At 44.3% G+C, this 26,744-nt stretch carries 24 protein-coding genes; all 24 read right to left on the reverse strand.

What is annotated here, in order from left to right; genetic code table 11:
• Positions 1-13: 13 nt before the first annotated feature.
• Positions 14-1,021 carry a TAXI family TRAP transporter solute-binding subunit gene (locus G476_RS0101750; protein WP_026688575.1) on the reverse strand — a complete coding sequence of 336 codons (1,008 nt, stop codon included), beginning with the start codon at positions 1,019-1,021 and terminating at the stop codon, positions 14-16.
• Positions 1,018-2,643, reverse strand: coding sequence for a long-chain-fatty-acid--CoA ligase (locus G476_RS0101755; protein ID WP_026688576.1), 1,626 nt, complete (start codon positions 2,641-2,643; stop codon positions 1,018-1,020). The genes G476_RS0101750 and G476_RS0101755 overlap by 4 nt, the downstream gene beginning before the upstream one ends.
• 22 nt (positions 2,644-2,665) lie before the next feature.
• A complete protein-coding gene (locus tag G476_RS21100) occupies positions 2,666-4,663 on the reverse strand; it encodes a TRAP transporter permease (protein ID WP_084405558.1) in 1,998 nt (665 codons plus the stop codon).
• A 78-nt stretch (positions 4,664-4,741) separates the two neighbouring features.
• Positions 4,742-5,926, reverse strand: coding sequence for a thiolase family protein (locus G476_RS0101765; RefSeq protein WP_026688577.1), 1,185 nt, complete (start codon positions 5,924-5,926; stop codon positions 4,742-4,744).
• A gap of 31 nt (positions 5,927-5,957) precedes the next feature.
• Positions 5,958-6,359 (reverse strand): PaaI family thioesterase, encoded by a 402-nt coding sequence (locus G476_RS0101770; RefSeq protein ID WP_026688578.1) that lies wholly within the window; start codon positions 6,357-6,359, stop codon positions 5,958-5,960.
• Positions 6,360-6,542: 183 nt separating this feature from the next.
• The gene (locus G476_RS0101775; RefSeq protein ID WP_026688579.1) at positions 6,543-7,409 is read right to left on the reverse strand and encodes a 3-hydroxyacyl-CoA dehydrogenase family protein; all 867 of its coding nucleotides are present in this window, start codon (positions 7,407-7,409) and stop codon (positions 6,543-6,545) included.
• A gap of 21 nt (positions 7,410-7,430) precedes the next feature.
• Positions 7,431-8,582: an acyl-CoA dehydrogenase family protein gene (locus G476_RS0101780; RefSeq protein ID WP_026688580.1), complete on the reverse strand. Its 1,152-nt coding sequence runs from the start codon at positions 8,580-8,582 to the stop codon at positions 7,431-7,433.
• Positions 8,583-8,993: 411 nt separating this feature from the next.
• Complete coding sequence (gene glaH, locus G476_RS0101785; protein WP_026688581.1) at positions 8,994-9,926, reverse strand: glutarate dioxygenase GlaH; 933 nt, start codon at positions 9,924-9,926, stop codon at positions 8,994-8,996.
• Positions 9,927-10,337: 411 nt separating this feature from the next.
• Entirely contained in the window at positions 10,338-10,658 is a 321-nt protein-coding gene (locus G476_RS0101790; RefSeq protein WP_026688582.1) for a DUF3870 domain-containing protein, read from the reverse strand.
• 26 nt (positions 10,659-10,684) lie between these two features.
• Positions 10,685-11,902, reverse strand: coding sequence for an L-2-hydroxyglutarate oxidase (gene lhgO / locus G476_RS0101795; protein WP_026688583.1), 1,218 nt, complete (start codon positions 11,900-11,902; stop codon positions 10,685-10,687).
• A gap of 30 nt (positions 11,903-11,932) precedes the next feature.
• Positions 11,933-12,910: an electron transfer flavoprotein subunit alpha/FixB family protein gene (locus G476_RS0101800; RefSeq protein WP_026688584.1), complete on the reverse strand. Its 978-nt coding sequence runs from the start codon at positions 12,908-12,910 to the stop codon at positions 11,933-11,935.
• Positions 12,911-12,936: 26 nt separating this feature from the next.
• A complete protein-coding gene (locus G476_RS0101805) occupies positions 12,937-13,692 on the reverse strand; it encodes an electron transfer flavoprotein subunit beta/FixA family protein (protein ID WP_026688585.1) in 756 nt (251 codons plus the stop codon).
• A gap of 19 nt (positions 13,693-13,711) precedes the next feature.
• Positions 13,712-15,046: a hypothetical protein gene (locus G476_RS0101810; RefSeq protein WP_026688586.1), complete on the reverse strand. Its 1,335-nt coding sequence runs from the start codon at positions 15,044-15,046 to the stop codon at positions 13,712-13,714.
• Between the two features lie 54 nt (positions 15,047-15,100).
• The gene (locus G476_RS0101815) at positions 15,101-16,252 is read right to left on the reverse strand and encodes an acyl-CoA dehydrogenase family protein (RefSeq protein ID WP_026688587.1); all 1,152 of its coding nucleotides are present in this window, start codon (positions 16,250-16,252) and stop codon (positions 15,101-15,103) included.
• Between the two features lie 227 nt (positions 16,253-16,479).
• Positions 16,480-17,226 carry a 3-oxoacyl-ACP reductase FabG gene (gene fabG, locus G476_RS0101820; RefSeq protein ID WP_026688588.1) on the reverse strand — a complete coding sequence of 249 codons (747 nt, stop codon included), beginning with the start codon at positions 17,224-17,226 and terminating at the stop codon, positions 16,480-16,482.
• Positions 17,227-17,244: 18 nt separating this feature from the next.
• On the reverse strand, positions 17,245-18,021 hold the full coding sequence (locus G476_RS0101825) for an enoyl-CoA hydratase/isomerase family protein (protein WP_035185928.1): 777 nt from the start codon (positions 18,019-18,021) through the stop codon (positions 17,245-17,247).
• Complete coding sequence (locus G476_RS0101830; RefSeq protein WP_035185931.1) at positions 18,021-19,637, reverse strand: long-chain-fatty-acid--CoA ligase; 1,617 nt, start codon at positions 19,635-19,637, stop codon at positions 18,021-18,023. The genes G476_RS0101825 and G476_RS0101830 overlap by 1 nt, the downstream gene beginning before the upstream one ends.
• 263 nt (positions 19,638-19,900) lie before the next feature.
• Entirely contained in the window at positions 19,901-21,607 is a 1,707-nt protein-coding gene (locus tag G476_RS21105) for a sigma-54 interaction domain-containing protein (protein WP_245579623.1), read from the reverse strand.
• Positions 21,608-21,888: 281 nt separating this feature from the next.
• Positions 21,889-22,281 carry a 30S ribosomal protein S9 gene (rpsI, locus tag G476_RS0101840; protein ID WP_026688591.1) on the reverse strand — a complete coding sequence of 131 codons (393 nt, stop codon included), beginning with the start codon at positions 22,279-22,281 and terminating at the stop codon, positions 21,889-21,891.
• A 21-nt stretch (positions 22,282-22,302) separates the two neighbouring features.
• Positions 22,303-22,740 (reverse strand): 50S ribosomal protein L13, encoded by a 438-nt coding sequence (rplM, locus tag G476_RS0101845; RefSeq protein ID WP_026688592.1) that lies wholly within the window; start codon positions 22,738-22,740, stop codon positions 22,303-22,305.
• A gap of 628 nt (positions 22,741-23,368) precedes the next feature.
• Positions 23,369-24,136: a tRNA pseudouridine(38-40) synthase TruA gene (gene truA, locus G476_RS0101850; protein ID WP_026688593.1), complete on the reverse strand. Its 768-nt coding sequence runs from the start codon at positions 24,134-24,136 to the stop codon at positions 23,369-23,371.
• Positions 24,137-24,154: 18 nt separating this feature from the next.
• Positions 24,155-24,952, reverse strand: a complete 798-nt coding sequence (locus G476_RS0101855; protein WP_026688594.1) for an energy-coupling factor transporter transmembrane component T family protein — start codon at positions 24,950-24,952, stop codon at positions 24,155-24,157.
• Positions 24,945-25,823, reverse strand: coding sequence for an energy-coupling factor transporter ATPase (locus tag G476_RS0101860; protein ID WP_026688595.1), 879 nt, complete (start codon positions 25,821-25,823; stop codon positions 24,945-24,947). The genes G476_RS0101855 and G476_RS0101860 overlap by 8 nt, the downstream gene beginning before the upstream one ends.
• Positions 25,799-26,647: an energy-coupling factor transporter ATPase gene (locus tag G476_RS0101865; RefSeq protein ID WP_026688596.1), complete on the reverse strand. Its 849-nt coding sequence runs from the start codon at positions 26,645-26,647 to the stop codon at positions 25,799-25,801. Before G476_RS0101865 ends, G476_RS0101860 begins: the two co-directional genes overlap by 25 nt.
• Between the last annotated feature and the right edge of the window lie 97 nt (positions 26,648-26,744).

Consider the following 26,744-nt stretch of genomic DNA (forward strand, 5'->3'; position numbering starts at 1 on the left):
CTCGTCTTATATTTTATTCTTCCACAACGCCAATCTCCTCATAATAACGCTTCGCTCCTGGATGCATATTCACATCAGGATCGACAAGCCCGTGGTATCCAAGCTCAGGATCGAAATAATCACCCCGATTAGGCTGTTCTTCTTGGAAACGACTAAGATTGTCCCATAGCGCTTTTGTGAGCTCATAAACCGTGTCTTCGTTCATGTCTTTATTTACAATAATCATGGCATCTGTCGCTACTGTAGGAACGTCTACATCCTGGTTGTTGTAAGAACCAGCGGGGATAGCCATGTCAATGTTATACCCGTATCCTGCTTCATCAAGTACTTGAAGGGCTTCGTCTGGAATCGGTAGCGGTCTAATCGGATTTTGTGTGTCAAGCTCTGCAAGACCCGTTACAAAAGGAGATCCCCCTTGCACGACCATATCAATTGTTCCGTCACGTAATTGGTTGTTCGCGTCACCATACCCGTTGTATGTGACGCTTCCTCCATTCGCTTCGATGTCTTCAATGGAGTAACCCATGGCTTCAAAAACACGGTGAGCGGTTTGGGAGCTTGCATCGTTCGCTTGTCCAGGGATAATATCTGCTCCCCCTTCAATTGCCTCTTCAATTGTCTGGTAAGGGCTCGAGTCAAGGACAGCAAAATTCCATAGGGTCGGATAAAGAACGGCAATCCCCATCACATCTTCTTGTGGTTCACCATCAAAGGAACCTCTCCCCGCCACAGCATCCGCAAAATCAGAAGCAAAAGCCATACCAGTTAGCATATCGGTTCCCGTATTTACTTCACGGATATTCCCGATCGCTCCCCCTTCTACTACCGTGATGTTGGAACCATCCAACTCATCCATCCAAACATCCGTTAATAAGGTGGATAAGGGATACCAACCAGAGGCAGTCGGGCCGGAAATATGAGAGTGTCTTAGATCCCTATCATCTCCGCCGGCACTTTCTTCCCCACACCCAGCAACCATTAACAACATTGCAGCACCTACAAAAGCTCCCCACTTTTTCATCGCGATCCCTCTTTCTGTTTTCGATTTTGTTCAGCTTCATCTCTCAATATCGTCTTGAGTAACTTTCCAACACCTGACCTTGGTAACGAAGTTCTGACGTCAATATGGGTTGGTACTTTATAATTGGCAATACGCTTTTTTAACCACTTTTTTAGTTGACTAGGATCGATTGACGTCGCCTCATGAAAAACAATGGAAGCATGGACCGTTTCACCTCGGTAGTCATCGTAAACACCGTAAACGGCCGCTTCTATTACCGCAGGATGTTGATAAAGAACATCTTCAATCTCGGTTGGATATACGTTGTAACCGCTTGCAATAATGAGGTCTTTTTTCCTGCCTACGATAAAGAAGTACCCATCTGGATCCATATAAGCTAAATCGCCTGTAAAAAGCCAGCCGTCTCTAAGTGCCAAGCGAGTTTCCTCTTCTTGGTTTAAATAACCCTTCATCACTTGGGGGCCTTTAATCACAAGCTCTCCTATTTCTCCTACAGGCATGTCACAGTTCCCGTTTACTTGATCCACAATGCGACAGTCGGTATTTGGAACGGGGATGCCGATGCTCCCAACTTTCCGCAAACCCCCTACAGGATTGCGGTGAGTAGTAGGCGATGTTTCAGAAAGCCCGTACCCTTCCAGAATGTCAGCACCGGTTTTTTCTTCAAAAACCCGAATCACATCTTTAGGCAATGGTGCTGAGCCGGCCATGCAGAGCTTTAACGACTGCATCGTCTCAGGTGTCGCCTCTTCTTGTTGCAATAGTGCCATATACATTGTTGGCACACCGGAAAAGAGAGTCGGCTTTTCGTTTTTAATCGTGGTTAAAAGATGCTTAGGGTCGAATCGGCGGATACAAATCACCGTCGAACCTCGATAGACAGCCAAAAGGAGGACGGCACTCATCCCGTACACATGATAAAAAGGTAAAACACCTAGGAGTTTTTCGTCGGCTTTACTTAGATTTTTTACCGTGAAATGCTCATTCTGACAGACGTTCGATAAGATGTTTTGATGGCTGAGCATGGCAGCTTTGCTTTTCCCCGTTGTGCCTCCTGTATATTGAAAAACAGCTATGTCACGTTCAGGATCAATGTTCACATCAGGAACTCGTCCACCTTGTCCTTTTCGAACCATCTCTTCAAAGCATAATGCTCCATTCCTAATCGAACCGTCACACGTGAGGATTGATCTCACCGTTTCCTTGTGTTTACTTGCTTCATGCACCTTTTCCCACTCTTTAGCCTCTGTAACGATCCACTTTGCTTCTGAATCATTCACCACTCTTTTTAGTTCTTCAATGGAGTGTAAAGGATTGGCCTGTACGACCGTTCCTCCAAGCTTCATTACGGCAAAGTACGTGATGATGTATTCTTTACAGTTAAATAGCATCAACACGCATCGGTCACCTGGTCTAAATCCCTTATTCCATAACGATGAGGCAAAAGAAACAACGTTCTTATATAGGTCTCGATAGCTCCAACGGACCTCCCCGTCCACTACAGCGAGACCATCAGGTTGCTCTTCCCATGCCCGCTTCAATAAGGAGAACAAGGGCATCGTTGGAATGACAATGTTTGGTTCGACAGACGGTGGATAAAACGTTTTCCAAGGTCTCTCCATTCCTTCTCACCTTTCTCTTCCGTTAACCCATATGGCTGTTTGTGGATGGTAAGTCCCGGCTACTCTTCCTTTGCACTTCCATAACCGTGCTTTTCTTATTTTTAAACCACTGAAACAAAAATACTGCCGCAAAGAGGCCAACTCCAATTCCATCCGATATCGGTTCAAAAATAACAAGTGAAATCGCGGAAACCAATAATACGCTTCTTTGTAAGATCGACGTCTTCGTTACCATGTAGCCTTGAACCACGCAAGCGAATGCAATTAAGCCTACCGTGGCTGTAGAAACACCCAAGATAATTGTTGGTACACTTCCTTCCAACAAAATCGTTGGATTGTAGATGAACATATATGGCAAGATAAACGCGGCAACCCCCACTTTTAATGACTGAAACGATGTCCGCATGGGATCCCCTCCGGCTATACCTGCCGTAATGTAAGAGGTAATGGCCACTGGCGGCGTAATGCCCGAGAAAATCCCGAAATAAAACACAAACAAGTGAGCTGCAATAACGGAAACGCCTAGCTGAGTTAAACTACCTACAGCCACTGTTGCAAGAATGACATACGCTGAAACCGTCGGCATACCCATACCAAGAATAATAGAGGCAACCATAATCATTAAAAGCATCGGTAACAGTTCTCCACCAGAGAGGTCAATGGCCATTCGAGAAAACCTCGTCCCAAGACCGGTCATAATGACGGCCCCGGTAATGACTCCCGCACCAGCACAGGCCATAATCGTCGAAATGGACCCTTTAATGCCTGATTCAATGGCGCCGAGCATTTTAATCCAAGAAAGGCGCGTTTCCTTTCGAATAAAGCTAATTAAAATTAACGATCCAATCGCCCAAACCCCAGCTCGCATCGGACTATACCCTTGAACCATAAGTACGATAATTAAGATCAGAGGAATCATAAGGTAGCCTCTTTTTAGAACTACTTCCCAGAAGTTCGGAAGCTGCTCTTTTGGCATACCTTGAATGCCTTGTTTTCTTGCCTGAAGGTAGATCATGACACTGGCCATGAAAAAGTACAAAATGGCGGGTATTAATGCATATGCTGCAATCTGGATAAACGGAATTCCCGTATACTCAGCCATGATAAACGCCGCGGCTCCCATAATCGGCGGCATGATCTGACCACCTTGAGATGCGACAGCCTCAATCCCTCCCGAGAAGTTCTTCGAGTAGCCTACTTTTCTCATTAACGGGATTGTAAAAGGACCTGTCATTGTGGCATTAGCCACGCCGTTACCAGTGATTGTCCCCATCATCCCACTGGAGAGGACAGACGCTAATGCTGGCCCTCCCCTCATGCGGCCTGTGATGGAGAAGGCAAAATCGATAAAGAACTGTCCTGCCCCTGTTCTCAACAAAATCGATGCAAAAAGCAAAAACAAGATGAGAACGGTGGAGGCAATATAAATCGGATCTGAAAAGATCCCGTTCGTCGAAATAAACATCGTATCGATTAATCGGTTGTAGCTGTACCCAGGGTGACCAGCCAATCCAGGAAACCAAGGTCCAATAAAGACATACACGGTAAAAAACAAGGTTAATCCTGCCATGACGATACCGATTGTACGTCTAACCCCTTCAACGATCAGCGCAATCATCAACGTACCGAAGATTTTATCAATTGTAATGACATTCCCTACCCGCATAGCTACATCTGGATATGCTGTATACGTAAAAACCACAAGTGCCCCGGATAAGAGGAGAGGTACGATGTCAAAGAGAGGATGCAGTCTCGTTCTCCCTTTTTTATATGGAACAAAACTAAAACACAGGAAAAGTGCAACAGACGTAAAAACTGCTCTATGTTGCCATGCCGGCATTCCTCCAAACGTAGCTGCGTACAACACATACAATGCCAGACCAATGCTTATTGCAGAAAGGAACAGTCTCCAGGTTCGGTATAACTTTGACCAACCGTTTGTACGATCCAACGCTTGCTCAAAGTTACTCCTTTCTTCCTCTTCAACTTCCAAACTAACCTTTCCCTCTTCCTTCTTCATGTTCTTCCCTCCTCTTTCCGTGGTCGTTCTATACTCTTTCAGGTTACTGAATAATCAGAAAACACACTCCGGACTTTTTTAAACGGTTTCGACCATCATTGCCATTCCTTGTCCTCCACCTACACACAAGGTAGCAATCCCTTTTTTCTCTTTGCTCCTGATTAACTCGTGAACAAGTGTAGTTACAATTCGAGCTCCCGTAGCCCCTAATGGGTGACCAAGTGCAATGGCTCCACCGTTTACGTTCACTTTTTCCATCGGTAATTCCAGCTCTCTAATGACCGCTAAAGCTTGTGAGGCAAAAGCTTCGTTTAACTCGATTCTACCAATATCCTCAATCCGTTCCCCTGTTGACTGCAATAATTTCTGAACGGCTGGTACTGGCCCAATCCCCATCACTTTTGGAGATACGCCGGCTACACTCCACCCCGTTATCTTAGCAAGTGGTTTTAATCCTAATCCCTCCGCTTTTGATTGCTTCATAAGAACCACCGCTGACGCACCGTCGTTTCGCCCGCAAGCATTACCGGCCGTTACACTTCCCCCATCCCTAAACGCAGGCTTTAGTTTTTCAAGCTTTTCTAACGTCGTGGATGGACGAGGATGTTCATCTGTGGCAAACTGTTTCACTTCTTTTCTTTCCCTAACCTCAATGGGAACGATTTCGTCATTAAACACCCCTGTTTCTTGGGCATGCTTTACCCTTTCCTGACTCTGAACGGCAAAAGCATCTTGGTCTTCACGAGAGATGTTATATTGTTCAGCTACATTTTCAGCTGTTTGTCCCATTCCCAATCGATCCCCGAACACCTCCATCGGTTGCTGACCGTTTTCAGTATTCGGATCTACTAACGTAGGAGCCCCACCAAATCGCGCCCCTCTAAGATAGTGAGGAGAATCGCTCATATTCTCCGTCCCGCCAGCTATAATAACCTCACCATAGCCTGTCATAATCTGTTGGGCACCGGACACGATCGCTTGCATGGACGATGCACATAGCCGGTTAATTGTATAACTTGGTGTCTCTTCCGGGATTCCTGCTCTTAAAGCGGCTACTCGGGCTACGTTTGATGATTTCGTCGTTTGCCTTACTTCTCCCATAATCACCTCATCCACAAGGTCCGCTGGCAGAGAACTTCTTTTTAGGGATTCCTTTATTACCTCCGACGCTAAAAACCCTGAATCAATATTCCTAAGTGACCCACCGTATTTTCCGATTGCTGTTCGAACCGCACTTACGATCACGATATCATCTCGACTCATGTTTTCACCCCTCTTTTTAATCTACATACACCTATGTAGAGCGCTTAACTTTAAACGTACCCGAACTTTTAGCTACCACTTGGTTATTGCTATAGATCTCTCCTTCGCACGTCACAATTCGGTACCCTTGTTGAAGGATTGTGGCTTCTGCAAAGAGCTCCCCTGCTTCCACTGGTGCTAGGAAATGGATGTTCATATTCACTGTCACAATGTCCTCTTGAATCGCGTTTCGTACAACCATGCTCATAATGTTATCGAGCATGGTCGCGTATACGCCTCCGTGAACGGTACCGTTTGTGTTTATGAGATGCTGTTGAACCGGTAGTTTTAAAACTACTTTATCTTTTTCATAGGTTTCTATTTTAAAACCTAAGTGAGCAAAAAATGGGCTTGTTTCAAATCGTCCTTTTAATGATTCTGATGTTCCCGGCATCCCGTTCACTCCTTTTTTGTTTTCTTTTAGGTTGTAGCTTCTTTGTATATTCTATTTGTCACTAAAATGATAGTATCCTTGTTTGGTCTTGCATTGCCCCCACAGCTACAGGAGTCTCGGGTTCTTCCGCTTCAACCTTTCTTGTATAAAAGCAACACTCTCTTCGACAACAGCGTTTCATCACTAGCTGTATGAATAAAATCCTTTACCTGATTTTCGGCCAAGCTCTCCTTTTTTTACTTTCTCTACAATGATTGGAGACGGTTTATCTTCTTCATTTCCGGTTTCCTCAAAGCGGTGCTGCCTCACGTTGTAATGAACATCCAGCCCAGTAAGGTCGATTAAGGCAAAAGGCCCGATTGGGTGGTTCAAAGCTTTTGTACAAGCAAGGTCAATCTCTTCTGCCGTAGCAATTTCATTTTCATATAAATACAAAGCTTCGTTCATTAACTTCCCTAAGATTCGATTGGCTACAAATCCTGAGATTTCTTTTTTCAACAAAATTGGTGTTTTGTTTAACCTCCTTGCCAGTTCCATAGCCACATCGGCTGTTTCTTCAGACGTGTGCGGCCCTTGTACAACTTCAACCATCTCCATCACCAATGCAGGATTGAAGAAGTGAAAGTTGCACACTTTCTCAGGACGGTTAGTAGCATCAGCCACTTTTGAGCTCACAATGGTTGAACTGTTCGTTGACAAAATCGCGTGTGGCGGAGCAAGTTGGTCAACATCTTTAAAGAGCGTTCGTTTGATTTCCAAGTTTTCTACAATCGCTTCAATGACAAAGTCCGCATCACGAACCGCTTCCTTTAAGGAAGTGGTAAACATCATGTTCGAAAAGGCTTCGTCCACCTCTTCTTGGGATATCTTTCCTTTAGCTACTCGTTTTTCTAACCTGTCTCGTAACGCTTGTTTTGCTTTTGCTACACTTTCTTCTTGTATATCTTGTAATGTCACATTGTATCCCGCTAAGGCCGCTACCATAGCGATTTGAGAACCCATCGCCCCTGAGCCGATGACACTAATGGTTTTGATTTGATCTGCGTTCATTCAAACCCCTCCGTTTTATGGTTATCGTGCTACCTCATTTAAAATGTGCTTCGCTACAATGATTCGTTGAATTTCGTTAGTCCCTTCATAGATCTTCGTGATTCTCGCATCACGGTAAAAGCGCTCCACTGGGTATTCGGCAATGTATCCGATCCCTCCGTGAATTTGTACCGCTTGGTCAGCTACTTTATTGAAGACCTCAGAAGCGAACATTTTCGCCATAGACGCTTCTTTAATGGCTTTTTTCCCTTCATCGATCAGTCTCGCCGCATTCATCGTTAGCTGTTTGGCAGCTTCTGTTTCCGTTGCCATATCTGCAAGCATCCATTGAATTCCTTGGTTATCGGCGATTGGCTTACCAAACTGCTTTCGTTCCATTGCGTACTGGGCTGATAGCTCAATTAACTTTTCAGATGACCCAACCGCTCTAGCGGCCAGCCCTACTCGACCTTCTCCAAGAATCGTTAGGGCAGACACATACCCCATACCCACTTCCCCAATTACATTTTCGTCAGGTACTTCACAGTCTTCAAAAATGACTTGTGATGTATAAGAACCTCTTAACCCCATTTTCTTGTCTTTCGCTCCTACGGAAAATCCGGGAAAGTCCTTCTCTACCAAGAAAGCGGTAATGCCTCCTTTAGCACCTTTTTCTTTATCCGTCACGGCGAAAACGGTAATCACATCTGCAATTGGTCCGTTGGTGATAAAGTGCTTCATCCCATTTAAAATCCACTTGTCTCCGACTTTTTCTGCTCGTGTAGACAAATTAGTAGCGTCCGATCCCGCCCCTGGCTCTGACAGCGCGAAAGCTCCAATAAGGTTACCTGATGCCATCGCTGGTAGATACTTTTGCTTTAGCTGTTCCGATCCTAGCTTTACTAAACCCGTACTCCCAATCCCCGTGTGAGCACTGATAAGAGAGACATAGCCGTTATGGGTTCGTCCTAACTGAGCGAGGACTCCTGCTTTCCCAACCGTATTGAGTCCGATTCCGCCGTATTCTTCTGGGATGCTTAATCCGAATAACCCTAACTCTTTCGCTTTTTCAACTAGGTGATCAGGAATACGGTCTTCGTCTTCAATTTGTTGGGCATAAGGCTCAACTTCCTTTTCTACAAAATTACGGATCATTGTTGTCATTTGTTTTACTTCACTTGCTGTTGCTACCATGTGATACACGCTCCCTTTAATTTGATACTGTATAGATAAGCAAGAACCGTGCCAAAAAAGATAAAACGCTTACATTTTGATAAAAAATAAGGGCTAAGCAACTCTATGTACGAATGTGATGGTTGTTCTAATAGGTTTCATCTTCTTAATGAACGGGAATTTTTCTTTACCTCTCCGTCACAAAATCCAAGTAAGCAAGTCAACTTGGCATGGTCGTTACTCCTTTGTATCATCTTCACTAATTCAATCATGACTCTTGATTCATATTTGAATTAACTCGATTGAACGTATGATCAAGGTCCTTCGATACATACGAGAGGGAAAGAAAAAAGCAATGATGATACACTCCACTGAAAAAGGCGTATGCCTTCCTCAGGTAGTGGCTCTCATCATTGCTTTGTCAACGTCTCCTTAACTTAAGAAACTACCTCGTTGACGAAGGAGCTCGCGGTTAAGCTCTGTGTTTTTCTCGAAGGCAGCCCTTCCGTGTAACCAGAAGGCATTGTTTAGTACGACAAGATCTCCTACAGGTAACTTCAACTCAATTAGTGACGGATCATTTTCCATTGATTCAGAGAGTCCTTTTAAGTAGCTCGCCTCTTCAACGCTCTTCGGATAAGCAAATTGATCAATAAAGCTGATACAAGGTTTATTGTTTTGCTTAAAGAACGTGGTCCGGTTAATTTCTTTCGTCACGTTTTTACTTGCAGGCGCTTTGTACGTAATTTTCTTTGTGGCTAGAGGGTGATTTAAATACGTATCAAGCTCATCCCAATCGTCTAGGTGCAGAAGTCTCGATTCTCCCCCTGTAGCGTTTTCCTCTTTCATCTTCATCATCAAGAGCCAATCCGTTGCTTCATCGACGAACGTTCCGTCTGTGTGAAGGGTAAAAAGACGATAGGGTTGTCTTAGATAGGAGTCACTATTGTCTTCATGCTGAACCGTGAATCTTGCATAGTATTTTCCTGACATGGAGTCAAAGTTCGGCTCACCAATCATATGGGTGATGGCTGTTGAGAACTTGACGTAATCATTTGGGTCAGAGGTTAGGTTTTTTGTACCGATCGTATACCCTCCTGTTTCCCGGTCGTACAAGATATCAGTGAGCACTTGTTTTAATTGATTACCACAAAGGGTGTTCAACTTGTCAGCAACGATAAAGCGCATGTATGGAACATATTCTAATTGTTGAACCGATACGTCCTTCACTTCGTTTAAGAATTCTTCAATGACTTCTTTATTAATATCAATGTGGAAAAGCCGTTTGCTTTGCGAATGCTCTGCTACCTCAAAATAGTCCGTTTTTTCTACTACCTTGCCTTCGTTTGTTTTAACAACACTCATGTGTCATCCTCCTTGGGAATTTGGTTTGCCCACAGTGTATACAAGGCGTTTGTTTCGCCATCCATGGTGGTTATTCTGTAAAGGTCGTTTAGCTAACAGGGCATCGTATCATCGTGTTTTATCAATGTGCCCCGCATCCATCCTTCACACCATTTATGCGAAAAAACGAAACAAAAATAGCCGGCCATATTATGAAACCACTCATAATATAACCGGCTATATTTACATTCCTGCTCTATTGTGGATAGAGTCATTGTAAATGATACAGTTATTGTTATTATTCCATTTAATTATAGGTTGAGGATGATTGCGAGATTGGGAAGGCAAATTCCCAACGGCAATGATTCATCTACATACATTGTAATGAAAAAGGAGAGAAAAGTCAATAAATTGTTAGATTATTCCGAATTATCACCTTGACTTGATTTGCTCGTACTGCAAATGAAGATCTTTCAATGCAGCTACGAGGGCATTATTCGCTTTTCCGTAATAGGAGGATTGGATGGCTTGAATGGACGAATCGATGCCATCTTTTAAACTCACACCTTTTAGGATCTCGCCGATAAAGGATCGCCCATGTTCTGTAGCTAGTGTACATGAAGCTTCTAAAACCACCCCGTACCTCGTTTCCACCTCGGCAGTAATCGTGAGTGTGTCAAAAATACTTTTGGCGGCCATCCCTTGTGGCAAGCGCGCGTGTCCTGCAATAAATACGATATTGGGCTTGGTCATTTTTTATCCTCCCCTTCTTCTCGACCTCAAGGCGTGAGGACGGTTGTCGTCTTTTCAATCGTAACATTCATTTGGTTCACAATGGATTTTCCGATTTCAATCGAAGCTGTCGCAGCAGGCGAAGGTGCGTTACATACGTGAATCGTTCGGCTTCCTTTGATGACATAGAAGTCGTCCACTAACTGGCCATCGTCTTTTAACGCCTGTGCCCTCACACCTGCAGGAGCCTTGATTAGATCTTCTGATTGGATCTCCGGGATCAATTCTTGAAGACTCTTCGTAAAGCTTGATTTACTAATGGATCTTTTCATTTCACCCATACCTTCACCAAGGTACTTTCCGGCAAGCTTCCAAAATCCTCGATTCGTAAGGACTTCAGCCATGTCTTTCATGGAGAAGTCCGTTTTTTTATACCCTTCTCGCTTAAAACTCAAAACCGCATTTGGTCCTGCTTCCACTTCTCCTCCGATCATCCGAGTAAAGTGAACGCCTAAAAAAGGAAAGTCCGGGTTTGGTACAGGGTATATTAGATGCTTAACGAGGCTTCGCTTTTCCGGTTTGAGCTTATAGTACTCTCCTCGAAACGGTACAATCTTCACATCGGTCACGTATCCTGAAAGGTTCGCAACACGATCGCTTTGTAACCCGGCACAATTGACGATGTACTTCGATTGGTAATTCCCTCGGTTTGTTTCAACGGTTACCACATCCTTACCCTCATCAATGTGTGTGACTTGGGTGTCGAGAAGGATCTCACACCCTTGCTCTTGTGCGATCTTCGCAAATGCCAAGCTTACCTGTTTATAATTGACAATCCCGGCTCCAGGTACATGAATGGCTGCGACTCCATTTACATGAGGTTCAATCTCTTTTAGTTCACCTTGATCAATCATACGAGTATTCAATTGATTTTCAACGCTTCGATGATACAAGGCCTCCAGTCGTGGTAGCTCTTCTTTTTTTGTCGCGACGATCACCTTTCCGCAAATATCATGCTCTATGTCATGTTTCTCGCAAAACGCTTTCATGGATTGGCTTCCTTCTCTCGCAAATCGAGCCTTGAAACTTCCCGGCTTATAGTAGATGCCTGAATGAATCACACCGCTATTATGACCGGTTTGATGCGTTGCCAGCTCCTTTTCTTTTTCAATCAGCAACACCTTTGCTGATGGATACTTCTTGTACAATGCCATGCTCGTCGACAGGCCGACAATGCCGCCTCCAACAATGATAAAGTCGTACATACGCATCCCTCTTCCTATCTTTTCACTCGATTACGACCTAACTTCCACTTTCTTCAGTTCGCCCAGCAAGAGAGGAACAATTTCGAACAGATCCCCTACAATCCCATAATCGGCGATTTCGAAAATGGGAGCGTCCGGATCTTTGTTAATGGCCACAATCGTTTTCGCGTTGGACATCCCGGCTAAGTGTTGGATCGCTCCGGATATTCCAATGGCAAAGTAAAGATCAGGTGTAACCACCTTTCCCGTTTGACCGATCTGCAACGCATAATCACAATAATCCGCATCACACGCACCACGAGAAGCACCTACTGCCCCTCCTAGATAGTCGGCCAGTTCTTGTAACGGCTCAAATCCCTCTTTACTTTTAACGCCACGTCCCCCCGCTACAATAACATTCGCTTCAGACAGGTCAACTCCTGCTGTTGCTTTTTGGACGACTTCTTTAATCACCGTTCGTAAGTCCTTTAACACGACATCAAAGGTTTCAACAGCCCCTGTTCTTGACTCATCTTGCTCTTTTGCCTCGATATTGTTGGGACGGATCGTTGCCATCACTTTTTCTCCTACAGGCGCTTCCTTCTCAAACGCTTTTCCTGAATAAATCGGTCGAGTAAAGACCACTTCTTCTCCTGAGACTTCAACAGCGACGGCATCAGATATGAGTCCTGCGCCAAGCTTCATAGCCAGCCGCGGTGAAAGGTCTTTTCCAATCGATGTGTGCCCCATTAGGATGCTATCAGGCTTCTCTTCGTCGATCACCTGTAGAATCGCTTGCTGATACGCGTCAGTGGTATATCCTTTCAGTTGTGGGTGGTTCACCGCAATGACTCGATCTGATCCGTAAGAGATAAACGGCTCAGCTAATGATCTCACGTCTTCTCCTAACACCACTGCAACGACCTCTCCACCATTCGCTATGTCCACCCCTGCTGATACAGCCTCATAAGAAACGCCGCGCACATCCCCGTTACGAACTTCTCCAATTACAAGTACCTTTTTCCCCATGGTATCTCCTCCAGCTCTTTTTTGTGTTAAATCTTTAGCGCCGCAATCAACGTTTTCACCTGTTCAGCAGGCTCTCCATCAATCATTTCCCCCGATTCTTTCTTAGGAGGAAGGAACACTTCTACATTCCTTGTCTTTAATTCAAAATCTTCTTCATCAAGATCAAGGTCATCCAAATCTATCACCTCAAGAGGTTTCTTTTTCGCCTTCATAATACCCGGCAAAGACGGATAGCGAGGGTCATTTAATCCTTGCTGAGCCGTAATCAAAACCGGAAGTGACACTTCCACTTCTTCTTCATCTCCTTCAACATCTCGACGAATCGTTACCTGACTTCCATTAATCGTGATCGCGGTGGCAGTCGTCACTTGTGCAATTCCTAAACGCTCCGCCACTCTTGGTCCGACTTGACCACTTCCTCCATCAACGGCTACGTTTCCACATAGAATCAGGTCATACTCTTGTTCGGACAAGTACGTGGATAAAATAAGGGCAATACCTGCCTGATCAAGTTCCTCGATTTCTTCTCGATCAATAAGCACTCCTTTGTCCGCCCCCATAGCCAATGCCGTGCGGAGCTCTTTTTCCGCTTCTTCGTCTCCGACCGTCACGACCGTCACTTCTCCTCCGTGCTCGTCCCTCTGTAAGATTGCTTCTTCAATCGCATATTCGTCGTAAGGATTAATAATAAATTCCGCACCTGACTCATCAACTTGTTCGTCTTTGACCACAATTTGTTCTTCTGTATCAAACGTTCGTTTCATTAGTACAAAAATATTCATGGTTATCCCTCCAAAAAAGTTATGTGAAAAACAAATGAATCACGTAAATAAAGAGTGTATATAGGCTGATCATTACGAGAATAAACGCCCCATTAAACGTAAATGCAATCTCTTTATATCCCCGTCCGAGTAAGTTCATGACAATGACATTGGCTGCTGATATGGGAGAAACAATCGTTGCGAGCGACCAGGCAGACATGAGGGTCAAAGCAAAGATAAGGGGGTCTACGCCAACCTCCAACGGCCTGACCGTTGTAGCCAAAGCCGTAATCGTCACAATCTGGTGCACACCACCTAGTGCCAGTAATGCTGTAATGACGATGATGGATAGAATGAGAAAGAAGACCGAGGACTCACTAATCGCTAGGACAAACCGGTTAATATAAGTCCCCACCTCTGTTGTAGCTATCACAGCTCCGAAAAAGCCGGCTGTTGTAAAAAGAACCACCTCGTTTGAACTTAGGAGAATGGTCTTCCCGCTATACTCTTTCACATGACCAACGAACTCTGTGCCAACTCTCAAGTACATACTCCAAATAATCGCTACAAATACGGCTGCGAACGTGACGCTAATAATCATGCTAATACCGAGGAGTCGATCAATAAGAAAGACAGCACCAAAGAATAGAACAAATACAACAATCAGCTCATAGATTCTTCTCATCCTTACGGTTTGGATGCCTGCGGAAGAAAAAGCAGTGTCTTTGGCGAACTGGGAATACAAGACATTTGCTACGAGAATATGAAGAAGGGCAATCCCCAGACCAAAAGGCAGATATGTGTAAAGAGAAACACCGACTAAATTAAGGACAAGCAGTAACGATGCAAAAAAGGGAGACCATAACAGAGTGGAGGTAAATCCTTGCATGTAGCTTCTCGCAAGCAGGCCCTTAGCTAAGGAAAGCTTCTCTACCAAGTTGTTCATTAGCTTAATTGAGCCCATGTTAATCACCGGTCCAATAAGAAAAAAGACGCTTGTTATGGAGAAGAACAGTCTGTTATTGTTTCGGCCATGTTTTTTAACAAAATGACTCAACTGTTCATCATATTTTCCTAAACGCAGAGGAAAACCCATAACAGGAACCGTCACCAATAACACAACCAAAGGAAGGTTAACCGTTAGACTGCTCTTGATTAATCCAAGGTTTCCTGTTGCGAAAATGATTAAAAATCCGGTCACCAGCATAAAAGCGCTCATCACTCTCGAAAAACCTCTTAAATGACTAAGCAATAAAACGACCACCACAGCTGTTAATGTCGCCAATATCGTTTCACCATAAGGGATGATCACTAACGTATGAATCACATAAATCCCGATTAAAAGCTTGAGTACCCATGTTTTCAATGCATCCATTTCAAAACGTCCTCATTACTTCAGATTGGTACCTCAGTGAATGGTGATTCGCATTTACTTACCTCCCCCTCTTTTTAACTCTCCGGCAATAATGTTTCGCTGTATTTCCGATGTTCCTTCATAAATTTTCGTGATTCGCGCATCACGGAAATAGCGTTCGATCGGATAATCCTTCATGTATCCTACTCCCCCGTGAATTTGAACAGCTAAGTCAGCTACCTTGTTATAGACTTCCGATCCGTAAAGTTTGGCTATAGCCGCTTCTCGTACCACTCGTTGCTTTTGATCGGTCATCCAAGCGACTCGATACGTTAACGACCGCAACGTTTCAATTTGAACGCTAATGTCGGCTAACATATGTTGAATCGCCTGCTGTTCGAACAACGGCTTTCCAAACTGCTTTCTCTCAAATACATAATCCATACAATGTTCAAGGAGCTTTACACACGAGCCTAGATTCCTTGCAGCCAATCCCGCTCGACCATTCGCTAGGATCTTAAGGGCATTCACATATCCTTGCCCCTCTTCCCCAAGAACATTTTCTACTGGTACTTCCATATCCTCAAAAAACAACTCGGCTGAATGAGATCCTCTTAACCCCATCTTTTCTTCCACCGCCCCAAGTTGAAAGCCCGGAAAATCTTTTTCAACGATAAAGGATGTTATGCCTTTGGCACCTTTTGTCGGATCGGTTACGGCCATCACTGTAAAAACGTGACCATCAACCGCATTGGTGATGTAATGCTTGGAGCCATTTAGAATATATTTATCTCCTTTTTTCTCGGCTCTCGTTTTTAGATTGGCAGCATTGGACCCTGCACTCGGCTCCGTCAAAGCAAAGGCACCTATCCATTCTCCTGTGGCCATCTTAGGTAAGTATTTTTGTTTTTGGTCTTCGGTGCCAAGTTCTACAATTCCAACCGAGCCGATACCAGTATGGGCGCCAATCAAAGTCGTATATCCGTTATGGGTTTTTCCTAATTCTTCATATATGGCACATTTCCCGACCATATCGAGGCCAAGGCCACCGTATTCTTCAGGGATGCTAATCCCGAACAAACCTAATTCTTTCGATTTTTCTTTTACGATTTCAGGGATTTCATTGGATTGTTCAATTTCCATTGCAACAGGCTCAACTTCCTCTTTAACAAACTTCTGAACACCTTTACACAGAAACTTTATTTCTTCTGTTAATGAAAAGTCCATGGCGCTCTCTCCCTTTCAAGCTATATTGGAAAACACAATGTAAGTAGTGACTTGTTCGTTACTATACATAATGCAATATTCATGCCATGTTCAAAAACCGACGAGCCACGCACCTTCATCGAAATAGATAAGGAGGTGCAATGCACGTAAGTATTAAATGATTCATTTTTGAATTACTGTGATGTCTCCCACATAAAAGAAGCACCTGCGAGGTGCAGGCGCTTCTTTTATGATTTTGGTCCTCCTGCTACATAAAGGACTTGGCCGTTTACAAATGACGACGATTCTTCAGCAAAGAAAACAGCCGCATTGGCAATGTCTTCTCCTTTTCCCGTTCGCCCTACGGGAATTTGAGCTTTGCTCGCCTCGACCAACGTCTCAAAGTCGATTCCCAATCGCTTCGCCGTTTGTTTCGTCATATCGGTTTCAATAAACCCCGGGGCAATGGCATTTGCCGTAATCCCGTATTTACCAAGCTCCAATGCCAGCGTTTTTGTAAACCCTTGAATACCGGCTTTTGCCGTTGCATAATTGGCTTGTCCTCTATTACCAAGAGCGGAGGTTGATGAGAGATTGATAATGCGACCATATCCCTCTTGGACCATGTATTGTTGTACAACTTGGCTACAGTTGAATGCGCCCTTTAAATGTACATCCAACACGTCGTCCCAATCGCTCGTCGACATTTTATAAAGCATCTTATCCCGTATAATGCCTGCGTTATTGACTAAAATGTCGATGCGTCCATACTTGGTTACAATCTGTTCACACACCAATTTGATTTGCTCTCGGTTACGAACATCCGCTTGAAAAACAACTGGCCCTTCTAGCGCATCGCTAAAAGCCTGGTCTACCTTTTCATAGTCTGCCACACATACTCTGGCCCCCTCCGAAAGAAACCGCCTAACAATTGCTTGACCAATTCCTCTACAACCCCCGGTCACGAGTGCAACTTTGCCGTTCAATCGCTCCACGTTAAACGCCCCTTTTCACTACTTCCCTACGAAATTGGCTTTTCTTTTTTCCAAGAACGCTTGAGTGCCTTCGTCTTTATCTTCCGATGAAAATAAGATTCCTTGAGCGAGCTTCTCAATGAGGAGGCCGGTTTTCATGTCTGCTTCAGAGCCCGCATGAACGGCGATCTTCGCCAACTTTAACGCTAAAGGACCTTTAGCGAGCATCTGGTGGGCAGTAACCATAACCGTCTCCAACAATTGCTCAGGCTCAGCAACTTCAGATACAAGTCCGATTTGTTTTGCTTCTTCTGCTCCAATTATTTTTCCTGTTAAGATGAGTTCTAGGGCTTTGCCTTTGCCCACAATGCGAACCAATCGTTGTGTTCCACCTGCCCCAGGGATAATGGCCAAGTTCAACTCAGGAAGTCCCATTTTAGCGTTCGACGACGCAATTCGAATATCACAAGCCATTGCAAGTTCACAGCCTCCACCTAGGGCAAACCCGTTAATCATGGCTACCGTGGGCTTATCATACGCTTCAATTTCATCGTATACTTCCTGCATACCGCCGGCCTTAAACACATCGATCGTTGATTTCTCTCTTAACTGGGCAATGTCTGCCCCCGCAGCAAAGGACTTTTCCCCTTTTCCGGTAAATACCACGCATCCGACATCACTGTCATCGTTTAATTCTTTTAACGCAGCAGAGATTTCTCCCAGTGTCTCTTTATTCAATGCGTTACGAACTTCTTCTCGGTTAATTGTAATAAAAGCGACCCGATTGTCTTTGACTACTTCAATAGTTGAAAACATTATTCTTCACGCTCCTTTTTTTGATTGCCCATCTCTTCTTCGACCAATGACCGTTTTAACAGCTTCCCGACCGTGTTTTTCGGAAGGGCATCTCTAATTTCGAAATCCTTTGGTACTTTATAGCGAGTCAGGTTTCTGTAACAGAACCCTTTCAGTTCTTCTACATCGGCAGTTGCCTCTTCACGTAACACAATAAAAGCTTTTATTACTTCCCCTTTTTCTTCGTGGGGGATCCCAACAACAGCCACTTCTTTCACATCTTGATGTTCGTATAATACATTTTCTATTTCCCTCGGGTACACATTAAACCCGCCAATTAAGATCATTTCTTTTTTCCGACCGACAATGTAAAAATAGCCGTCTTCGTCTACCATGGCCAAGTCTCCCGTATAGAGCCAGCCGTTTCGTAGCGCATTCTCCGTGTCGGCTTCATTATTCAAGTATCCCTTCATAATTTGAGGACCTTTAATAATTAATTCACCAACGCATTTCGGTGGCAGCTCCTGGTTGTCGTCATCTACTATTTTGCTTTCTGTGCCAGGTAAGGGAAGACCCACACTTCCAATTTTTCTGATCCCTTCAGCCGGGTTACGGTGTGTCGTAGGTGACGCTTCAGACATGCCAAATCCTTCACCAATGACTGCCCCTGTTAATGACTCAAACCTTTTAATAATCTCAACCGGGAGCGGCGCAGACCCGCTTGAGCAAAACTTCAAACAATCAAGTCCGTATTGTTCCACGTCAGGGTGCATGACAAACGCTGTGTACATCCCGGGAACACCGGGAAAATAAGTTGGCCTGTATTCCTTAATCCACTCCAACGCTTGTTGAATCTCAAACTTCTTCATTAGTAAAATCGTCGCTCCAATTCGGATCCCCAAATTCATCCCAGCAGTCATGGCATAGACGTGATACAGAGGTGTCGCCACGAGAAACACTTCTTCACCTTGTTTCATCTTGCTCCCATACATCGTATAACTCTGTTCCACGTTCGCCACCAGGTTGTAATGAGTGAGCATGGCCCCTTTCATTTGACCGGTTGTCCCTCCGGTGTATTGAATGACGGCTACATCTTCTTTTACATTTACAGTTGTTTCATGGGAGACGTTTTCCCCTTCACGGATTTGCTTTTCCAAACAGAAGAGCTCCTCTACGGCGCTTGACTCTACCGTACCTGTAACGATGATGTTCTCGATCGGCTCGAGACCATGAACGTGTAGAACCGTCTCCACATTTCGATTTGAGACCACAACATGTTTTACCTTGGCGCTATGAATGATCTGGACAAGCTCTCTAGGTGTATAATTCGGGTTAATTTGGACCACAGTCATCCCGAGCGCCTGTGCTGCATAAAAACAAACGATATATTCAGCCTGATTAGGAAGCATAAGCCCCAGCATATCTCCCTTTTTCATTCCTCGCTTTCTCCAAGAATCTGCCAATCGATTGACTCGTTCAAGAAGCTCGTCATATGTCAGCTTCTCTTCTTCTGAAATGACGGCCACACGCTTTTCGTTTTTCTTTACCGTTCTTCTTAGCATGTGGTAAAGGGAGTTCTCAGGTACGTTCAGACTTCTTGATCCCGTACCTGCTTCCTCACTCACTTGATGTGACATCTCTCTCACCCCTTCTTTTACACATGTATGAACACCTCCCATTTACAAGAAAATGGGTCCTACCTTTCTATAGATGCAATACTCATGCCAAAATTTTTATTTTTCGATTCAACCAGTTCATTCCGTGGGATGCTGGTGGTTTCGATTTAAATCCTTGTCTTTTAGATTCACATCCTGGCTAAAGTCTTGATTCGAAAATAACTTGGTCATTCATGAATGAATTAAGAAAAGAGGACCTACCGGATAGGACCTCTTTGTTTTATCTATTGACCTGTTTTGATGTTGTACTTCTTTAATTTCCGCACGACGGTCGGTTGACTGGTTTCTAGCTTATCTGCTATTTCATACGTATTGGTAAATTCTTTTGCCGCTGATGCGAGTACCTCTTTTTCAGCAAGCTCGACTGCTTCTTTTAATGTCATGGACGTTGAACTTCCCGTGACAGGAATATCACCTGTGCTTAAATAATCTTCCGGCAGATGCTCAATATCGATCATCTGCCTGTCTGTGACAAGGACAAGTCTTTCAATTAAATTGGACAGTTCTCTTACATTGCCGCTCCAATTGAAGGAAACAAAGAAGTTCTTCAACCTGTGACTCATGGTTTTTGATAAATCATACTTCTTGTTCACTTTATTCAAGAACATGTTTACGAGAGGAATAATGTCATCTCTTCTCTCCCTTAGCGGTGGAATTTGAATTGGAATGACATTGAGACGGTAATACAAGTCTTCTCGGAACGTTCCTTCTTGCACCATTTCCTTTAACTTACGGTTCGTAGCGGCAATCACGCGCACATTTATTTTTTTAGGCTTCGTTCCTCCTACCCGCATAATCTCTTGTTCCTGTAAGGCCCGTAGCAACTTTACTTGCAAAGCCAAAGACAGCTCGCCAATCTCGTCCAAGAACAAAACACCTTTATCAGCCAACTCAAACATACCGGCTTTTCCGTTTTTACTTGCTCCTGAAAACGCGCCGCCTTCATATCCGAACAGTTCCGATTCAAGTAGCTCCCCAGGGATTGCGCCACAGTTCACTTTAATAAAGTTCCCTTCTTTTTCTCTGAAGCTGTTGTTGTAAATGTATTTAGCAAGTACATCTTTTCCGACACCTGTTTCTCCTAAGATAAGAACCGTAGCATCCACATTTGAAATGCGGTTCGCCATTTCGTAAATGAGTCTTAACTCTTCACTGGCTAAAACGATGCCATCATCGTCCATCTTCTTTCCTTTTAACGTCTCCAGTTCTTTTTTGTACGTTTTGTTTAGCTCTGTGGCTTTGCTGAGAGCCGCCTGAAGCTCATTGAGCTCCGTTAAGTCTCTTGCGTTCGTGACAATTTTTTCGATCTCGCCATTCGCGTTAAAAACGGGATTTCCCGTGATGAGCATCTCTTTTCCCTCGTAATTGGACTGAACAAAAGAGACCGTTCGTTTTTTCTTTAGGACATGATGTGTAACGGAGTTTTTCAAGATGCCTCTTTTAATCAGTTCATCCACACGCTTACCAACAAAATATTCTTTTGGTATTCTAGTGACCCGCTCGATCGCCTTATTCGTTTTAAGAGTCATGCCATTTTTATCCGTAATGTAAATCACATCGTAAGAGTTATCAATAATCGCGTCCAACTCTCTATTCAACTCTTCTGTTCTCTTTAAACGACTCACCAAGTTTTTGACACCGGCTGATTGCACACCCATATACAAAAACTCTTTTCGAGGGTGATCCATGACCTCTTTTTTGATAAAGAGATAAGAGGATCCGTCGATCAGAATATGCAAGATCTCTCCTTCAAAGTACTTTTTGATCTCATTTTCTTCAGCACTCTCTTCAAGTGTATTCTGTTGATCAATCTCAACAAGTTGTTTCATTTCGTTATTGGCATCAATAATCCGACCATCTTCATCACCAATGAACGATGGAAAGGGTAAAAAATTCAAAAGCTCTTCGCGACTAATATCCTGAAGTTTCACCTACGGCACCGCCTTTTACCCATACTATATTTTGATATTTCAGATAATTAAACTTATATGTAAACGTTGTCATTTCATTTTATTGTATCATTATTTGACAAGGTTTTTGGGTTTTCTTTGAAAAAGGTGGTGAGTGGCGCTCTAGAGCTAGCTACGCCAAATTATAAATAACTTATAATGGCCAACGGAACTCCTCTCCACAACCAATTACTACCGCAGACCTTTCCTAGAAACACAAAAACCTCACTCGCATAAAACGAGTGAGGTTTGTATAAACAATATTAACGCTTAGAGAACTGAGGAGCACGACGAGCTGCTTTAAGACCGTATTTCTTACGCTCTTTCATACGAGCGTCACGAGTCAAGAAGCCAGCACGCTTAAGAGACGTGCGGTACTCAGGATCTGCTTCTAGAAGCGCGCGAGAGATACCGTGACGGATCGCACCCGCTTGTCCTGTGTAACCACCGCCGTGAACTGTTACGTGAATGTCATACGTACCTTCTGTTTCAGTCTCAGCTAGTGGTTGTTTTACGATAAGTTTTAAAGTTTCAAGGTCGAAGTACTCATCGATGTCACGCTTGTTGATAGTGATTGCACCATCACCAGGTACTAAACGTACACGTGCAACGGAGTGCTTACGACGACCAGTTCCGTAGTATTGAACCTGTGCCAAAGTGGATAACCTCCTTCTTTATTAACCGCGTAATTCGTAGTTTTCAGGCTGTTGTGCTTGGTGTGGGTGCTCATTGCCAGCATAAACATGAAGCTTCATGCCTTGCTTACGGCCTAGAGAACCTTTTGGTAGCATCCCTTTAATCGCTAGCTCAAGCATTTTTACTGGCTTGCGATCGCGCATCTCTTGAGCAGTCATGCTCTTAAGTCCGCCTGGGTGCTGAGAGTGACGGTAATACATCTTGTCAGCAAGCTTATTACCAGTCAAGTGAATTTTTTCTGCATTGATCACGATTACGTGATCTCCAGTGTCGATGTGTGGTGTAAACGTTGGCTTGTGCTTTCCACGAAGAATTGACGCAACTTCAGTTGAAAGACGACCAAGCGTTTTACCTTCCGCGTCTACAACGTACCATTTACGTTCTACTTCGCTAGGCTTTGCCATATATGTCGTACGCATCAGATTATTTCCCTCCTAATACTTCAATACCAAAATCATAAACTACATTGTTACAAAACGATTCGTCTGCCCGGGGCTAGTGGGCTTTAGAATACCATAGATCATCTTAACGTATTGGCACTTGAATGTCAATAGAATGTTACACCAGGATTCGTTGTCACGTGAAGTTTTTTTCTTCCAGTTTGAAACAAACTATTCTTACAGCTTTCCCCTTAACATATATAATGGTTTATTCCTTTACCATTTAAGGATTTAAGCTACGTTGAACGGAATAGGCTCCCTTTCCGCGGACTCGCGCTGAGCCTCCTCGGGCTTTGCGAAGGTACTGAAAAAGTTCGATCTTTAACTTTTTCAATGCCTTCCTTTGCCCTGTGGGGTCTCACCTGCTTCGCATTTCCGCAGGAGTGTCGCATATTCCGTTCACCTTCGCATCACTAGATAAAATAATGACTATCGTGCGTGCTCTGGGGATGTGTTTCGTCCCCGCACGAAAGATTGTCGATCGCTCATCATTCCTTCTATGAAAGCAACATCTTTCAGAAATTGAATTTCCTAAAAATGTAGCAAAGGTTAGAAATCACTTCACCTGATGGAATCTAGAGTAATGCCATCTACTCAAGCTTCGCCTTCACGTTTCTTTTTTAAACAGATCGGTTTCATAGAAGACATCCCATAAATAGAGGCCTTGCCCCGGGGCTGTGGGGCCTGCGGCGTCTCGGTCTTTTGCTTGGATGATGTCTTTTAGTGATGCCGGTGTCCGTTTACGTTGACCTACTTCAACAAGGGTCCCTGTAAGAATCCTTACCATTTGGTAAAGAAAGCCGCTTCCTCGAAAGCGAAGCAACAGTTCATCCCCGTGCTCGGTAATCTCAATTTCTGTGATCGTCCGTACTTTGTCCTCTACGTCCGTTCGAGGAGAGCAAAAGCTCGTGAAGTCGTGGCTGCCAAGAAGGTGTCTGGCAGCCTCTCTCATCCCTTCCACGTCGTCGATCAAGGGAAAAGGCTGATACGTGTAGTTCCTCTTAAACACGTCCCTCTGACGGCCTCTGAGGATTCGATAACGATATTCTTTGCCTGTTGTATCGTAACGTACGTGAAAGTCGCTAGGGACCGTTGCAATGTCCACTACGGCGATCTCAGGTGGGAGCACAGCATTTAGCGCGATCGGCCACTTATCAAGAGCAATGCCTAAATCGGAATCAAATTGAATCATTTGTCCTTTAGCATGAACCCCGGCATCGGTTCTACCCGATGCCTTCGATTCCACGACGGCACCTTTGTGAAGTTTTTTCAAGCTTTGCTCAAATGTCGCTTGGACCGTTCGCCCATTCGCCTGTACCTGGTAACCTGAAAAGTTGGTTCCGTCGTAGGCAACACGGCATACATAACGTGTCATCGTGACCACCTGCTTTCGTTATCCTCTGAGAATTAATATCATCACACCTGTAAGGATCGTAACCATAAGCATGAAGGTGTCCGATCTTTTCCATGTCAACTCACGATACTTCGTTCGCTCCGAGCTCCCATCGTACCCTCTGGCTTCCATAGCCGTAGCTAAGTCCTCAGCACGTTTAAACGATTGAATTAACAACGGAACTAAAAGAGGAATGAGTGCCTTTGCCCGTTTAACAAGAGACCCTTCTGAAAAGGACGCGCCCCTCGCTAGCTGTGCTTTAACAATCTTCTCCGTTTCCCCCAGTAGGGTCGGGATAAATCGCAAGGCAATACTCATGGTAAGTGCCAACTCATGTGCGGGAACTCCGATTTTTTTCAAAGGACCGAATAGTGTCTCTAAGCCGTCGGTCAAATCAATCGGCGTTGTGGTTAGAGTAAGCATCGATGCTAAGATCACTAAAAGAAAAAGCCTTACAGCGATTAAGGAAGCCTGAGTTAAAGCCCCTTCATAGATCGTTAGCCAGCCAATGTCGACCAGCACGTTGCCTTCTCGTGTCATAAACAAATGCAAGATGAAGGTAATCGTAATGATAATCACAATTAACCGAAGTCCTTTTGCGAAAAAACGAAGAGGGATCTGGGCTAACCAAAAGGCTACAGCCACAAAAAGGATCCCAGGGAGAAGAGCGATGATGCGATTGCCAATAAAGAGGACAATCATAAACAGAAAGAGACAGACGAGCTTTGCTCTTGGGTCCATCCGGTGTATCACGGATTCCCTTGGTACATATTGACCGATGATGAGGTTATCAAACATCCCTCTTGTCCCCTTTCAACAATCTCACAATCTCTTTTGCTGTATCCTCTACAGAAAAAGAGGCGACATTGATTGGGGTATTCGCCTTCTTTGAAAGTTCGATTAATAGCTTTGTTGTTTTTGGAACACCTAGTCCCCACTGCTGCAACCGCTCTTCATGGGAAAACACGACTTCAGGACTTCCTTCAAGCACAACGGTTCCTTGATGCATCACAAAGATGTAGTCAGCATAGGTAGCCGCATCCTCCATATGATGAGTGACTAACACGTAGGAGCGCGCCTCCGATTCTTTTTGCCAGCCGGAGAATAGCTCCATCATCTTCACCCGACCTTCAGGATCCAAACCTGCTGTCGGCTCATCAAGAATAAGCATCTCCGGTTCACTGGCCAACACACCGGCAATCGCCACTCTTCGCATTTGTCCCCCACTAAGCTCAAATGGAGACTTCTTATAAAGGCTCTCATCGTGAAGGCCGACTTTTCGAAGAGCGTCCCTTCCTCGACCACAGGCTTCCTCACGGGTGAGACCGAAGTTCATTGGACCGAAAGCCACGTCTTTTTCTACGGTTTCATCAAAAAGCTGGTGTTCCGGGAATTGAAACACCATGCCTACGCGTTGTCTTAGTTTACTTAATGTTTTTTGTTTTGTGCCCGGTCGTATCTCCATCTCCCCTGCAGTCAAAGAACCTTCAGAAGGAATGAGCAGACCGTTCATGTGTTGTACGAGGGTTGATTTGCCGGATCCAGTATGTCCGACAATCGCCACTCTTGAGCCCTCTTTGATCTCAAGATTCACCCCATCGAGTGCTTTCTTCTCAAATGGCGTGTTTTTCATATACGTATAGCCTAGGTCTTGCGCTTTAATGTGCATATGGCATCCACCATCTCTTTTTCAGTACGTATGCGTTTAGAAAGAGCAACACCTTGACTTTCCAGTTCGTGGCGCAACTGAACAATAAACGGAGCTGTAAGCCCTGCTTCTTTTAATATTGTACGTTGTTCAAAAATGTCCGTTGGCGTTCCATCTCCGATGATACTACCTCGCTTCATGACAATCACGCGATCGGCTAAGATCGCTTCATCCAAATCATGAGTAATGCTAATAATCGTTTTGTTTCCTTCACGTTTTACCTCATGCATCAACTGGTGAATGTCTTCACGCCCTGTCGGATCGAGCATGGAAGTAGCTTCATCCATAACAAGAATAGCAGGCTCCAATGCTAAGGCTCCTGCAATCGCGACACGTTGTTTTTGGCCGCCTGATAATTTATGAGGTTCTGCATTTTCCAGTCCCTCTAGGCCGACTTTTTTGATATGCGCTATTACTCGTTGTTTCATCTCTTGTGGTTCTACACCGCTGTTTTCCAGAGCAAAAGCCACATCGTCTTGAACCGTTGGCGCTACGAGCTGATTATCCGGGTTTTGAAACACCATCCCGAGCTTTTTACGGATCGTTTTGATATGACGTTCGTTTCCTGTTGTCCATTCTCCTATTGATACAACGCCTTCCTGTGGTAAAAGAAGGCCGTTCAACATTTTTGCCAATGTTGATTTACCAGAACCGTTATGGCCGACAATGGCGAGCCACTGTCCTTGTGGAACCGTTAATTGAACATGATTAAGAACCATTGGATCCTCTTCACGATAGCGAAATGAAACACGATCGATGTTGATGTGAGCATTTCGTTGATCCATACTAACCGTTCCTCTCTTACATTTAGGTTCTGAATTGTATCGTACTGTGTGTTTGCTTTGAAAAACAACCTGAGCACGTTCAGCATGTGTCAGGTAT

It is taken from the genome of Alteribacter aurantiacus DSM 18675, from assembly GCF_000429705.1.
Lineage (GTDB): Bacteria > Bacillota > Bacilli > Bacillales > Salisediminibacteriaceae > Alteribacter > Alteribacter aurantiacus.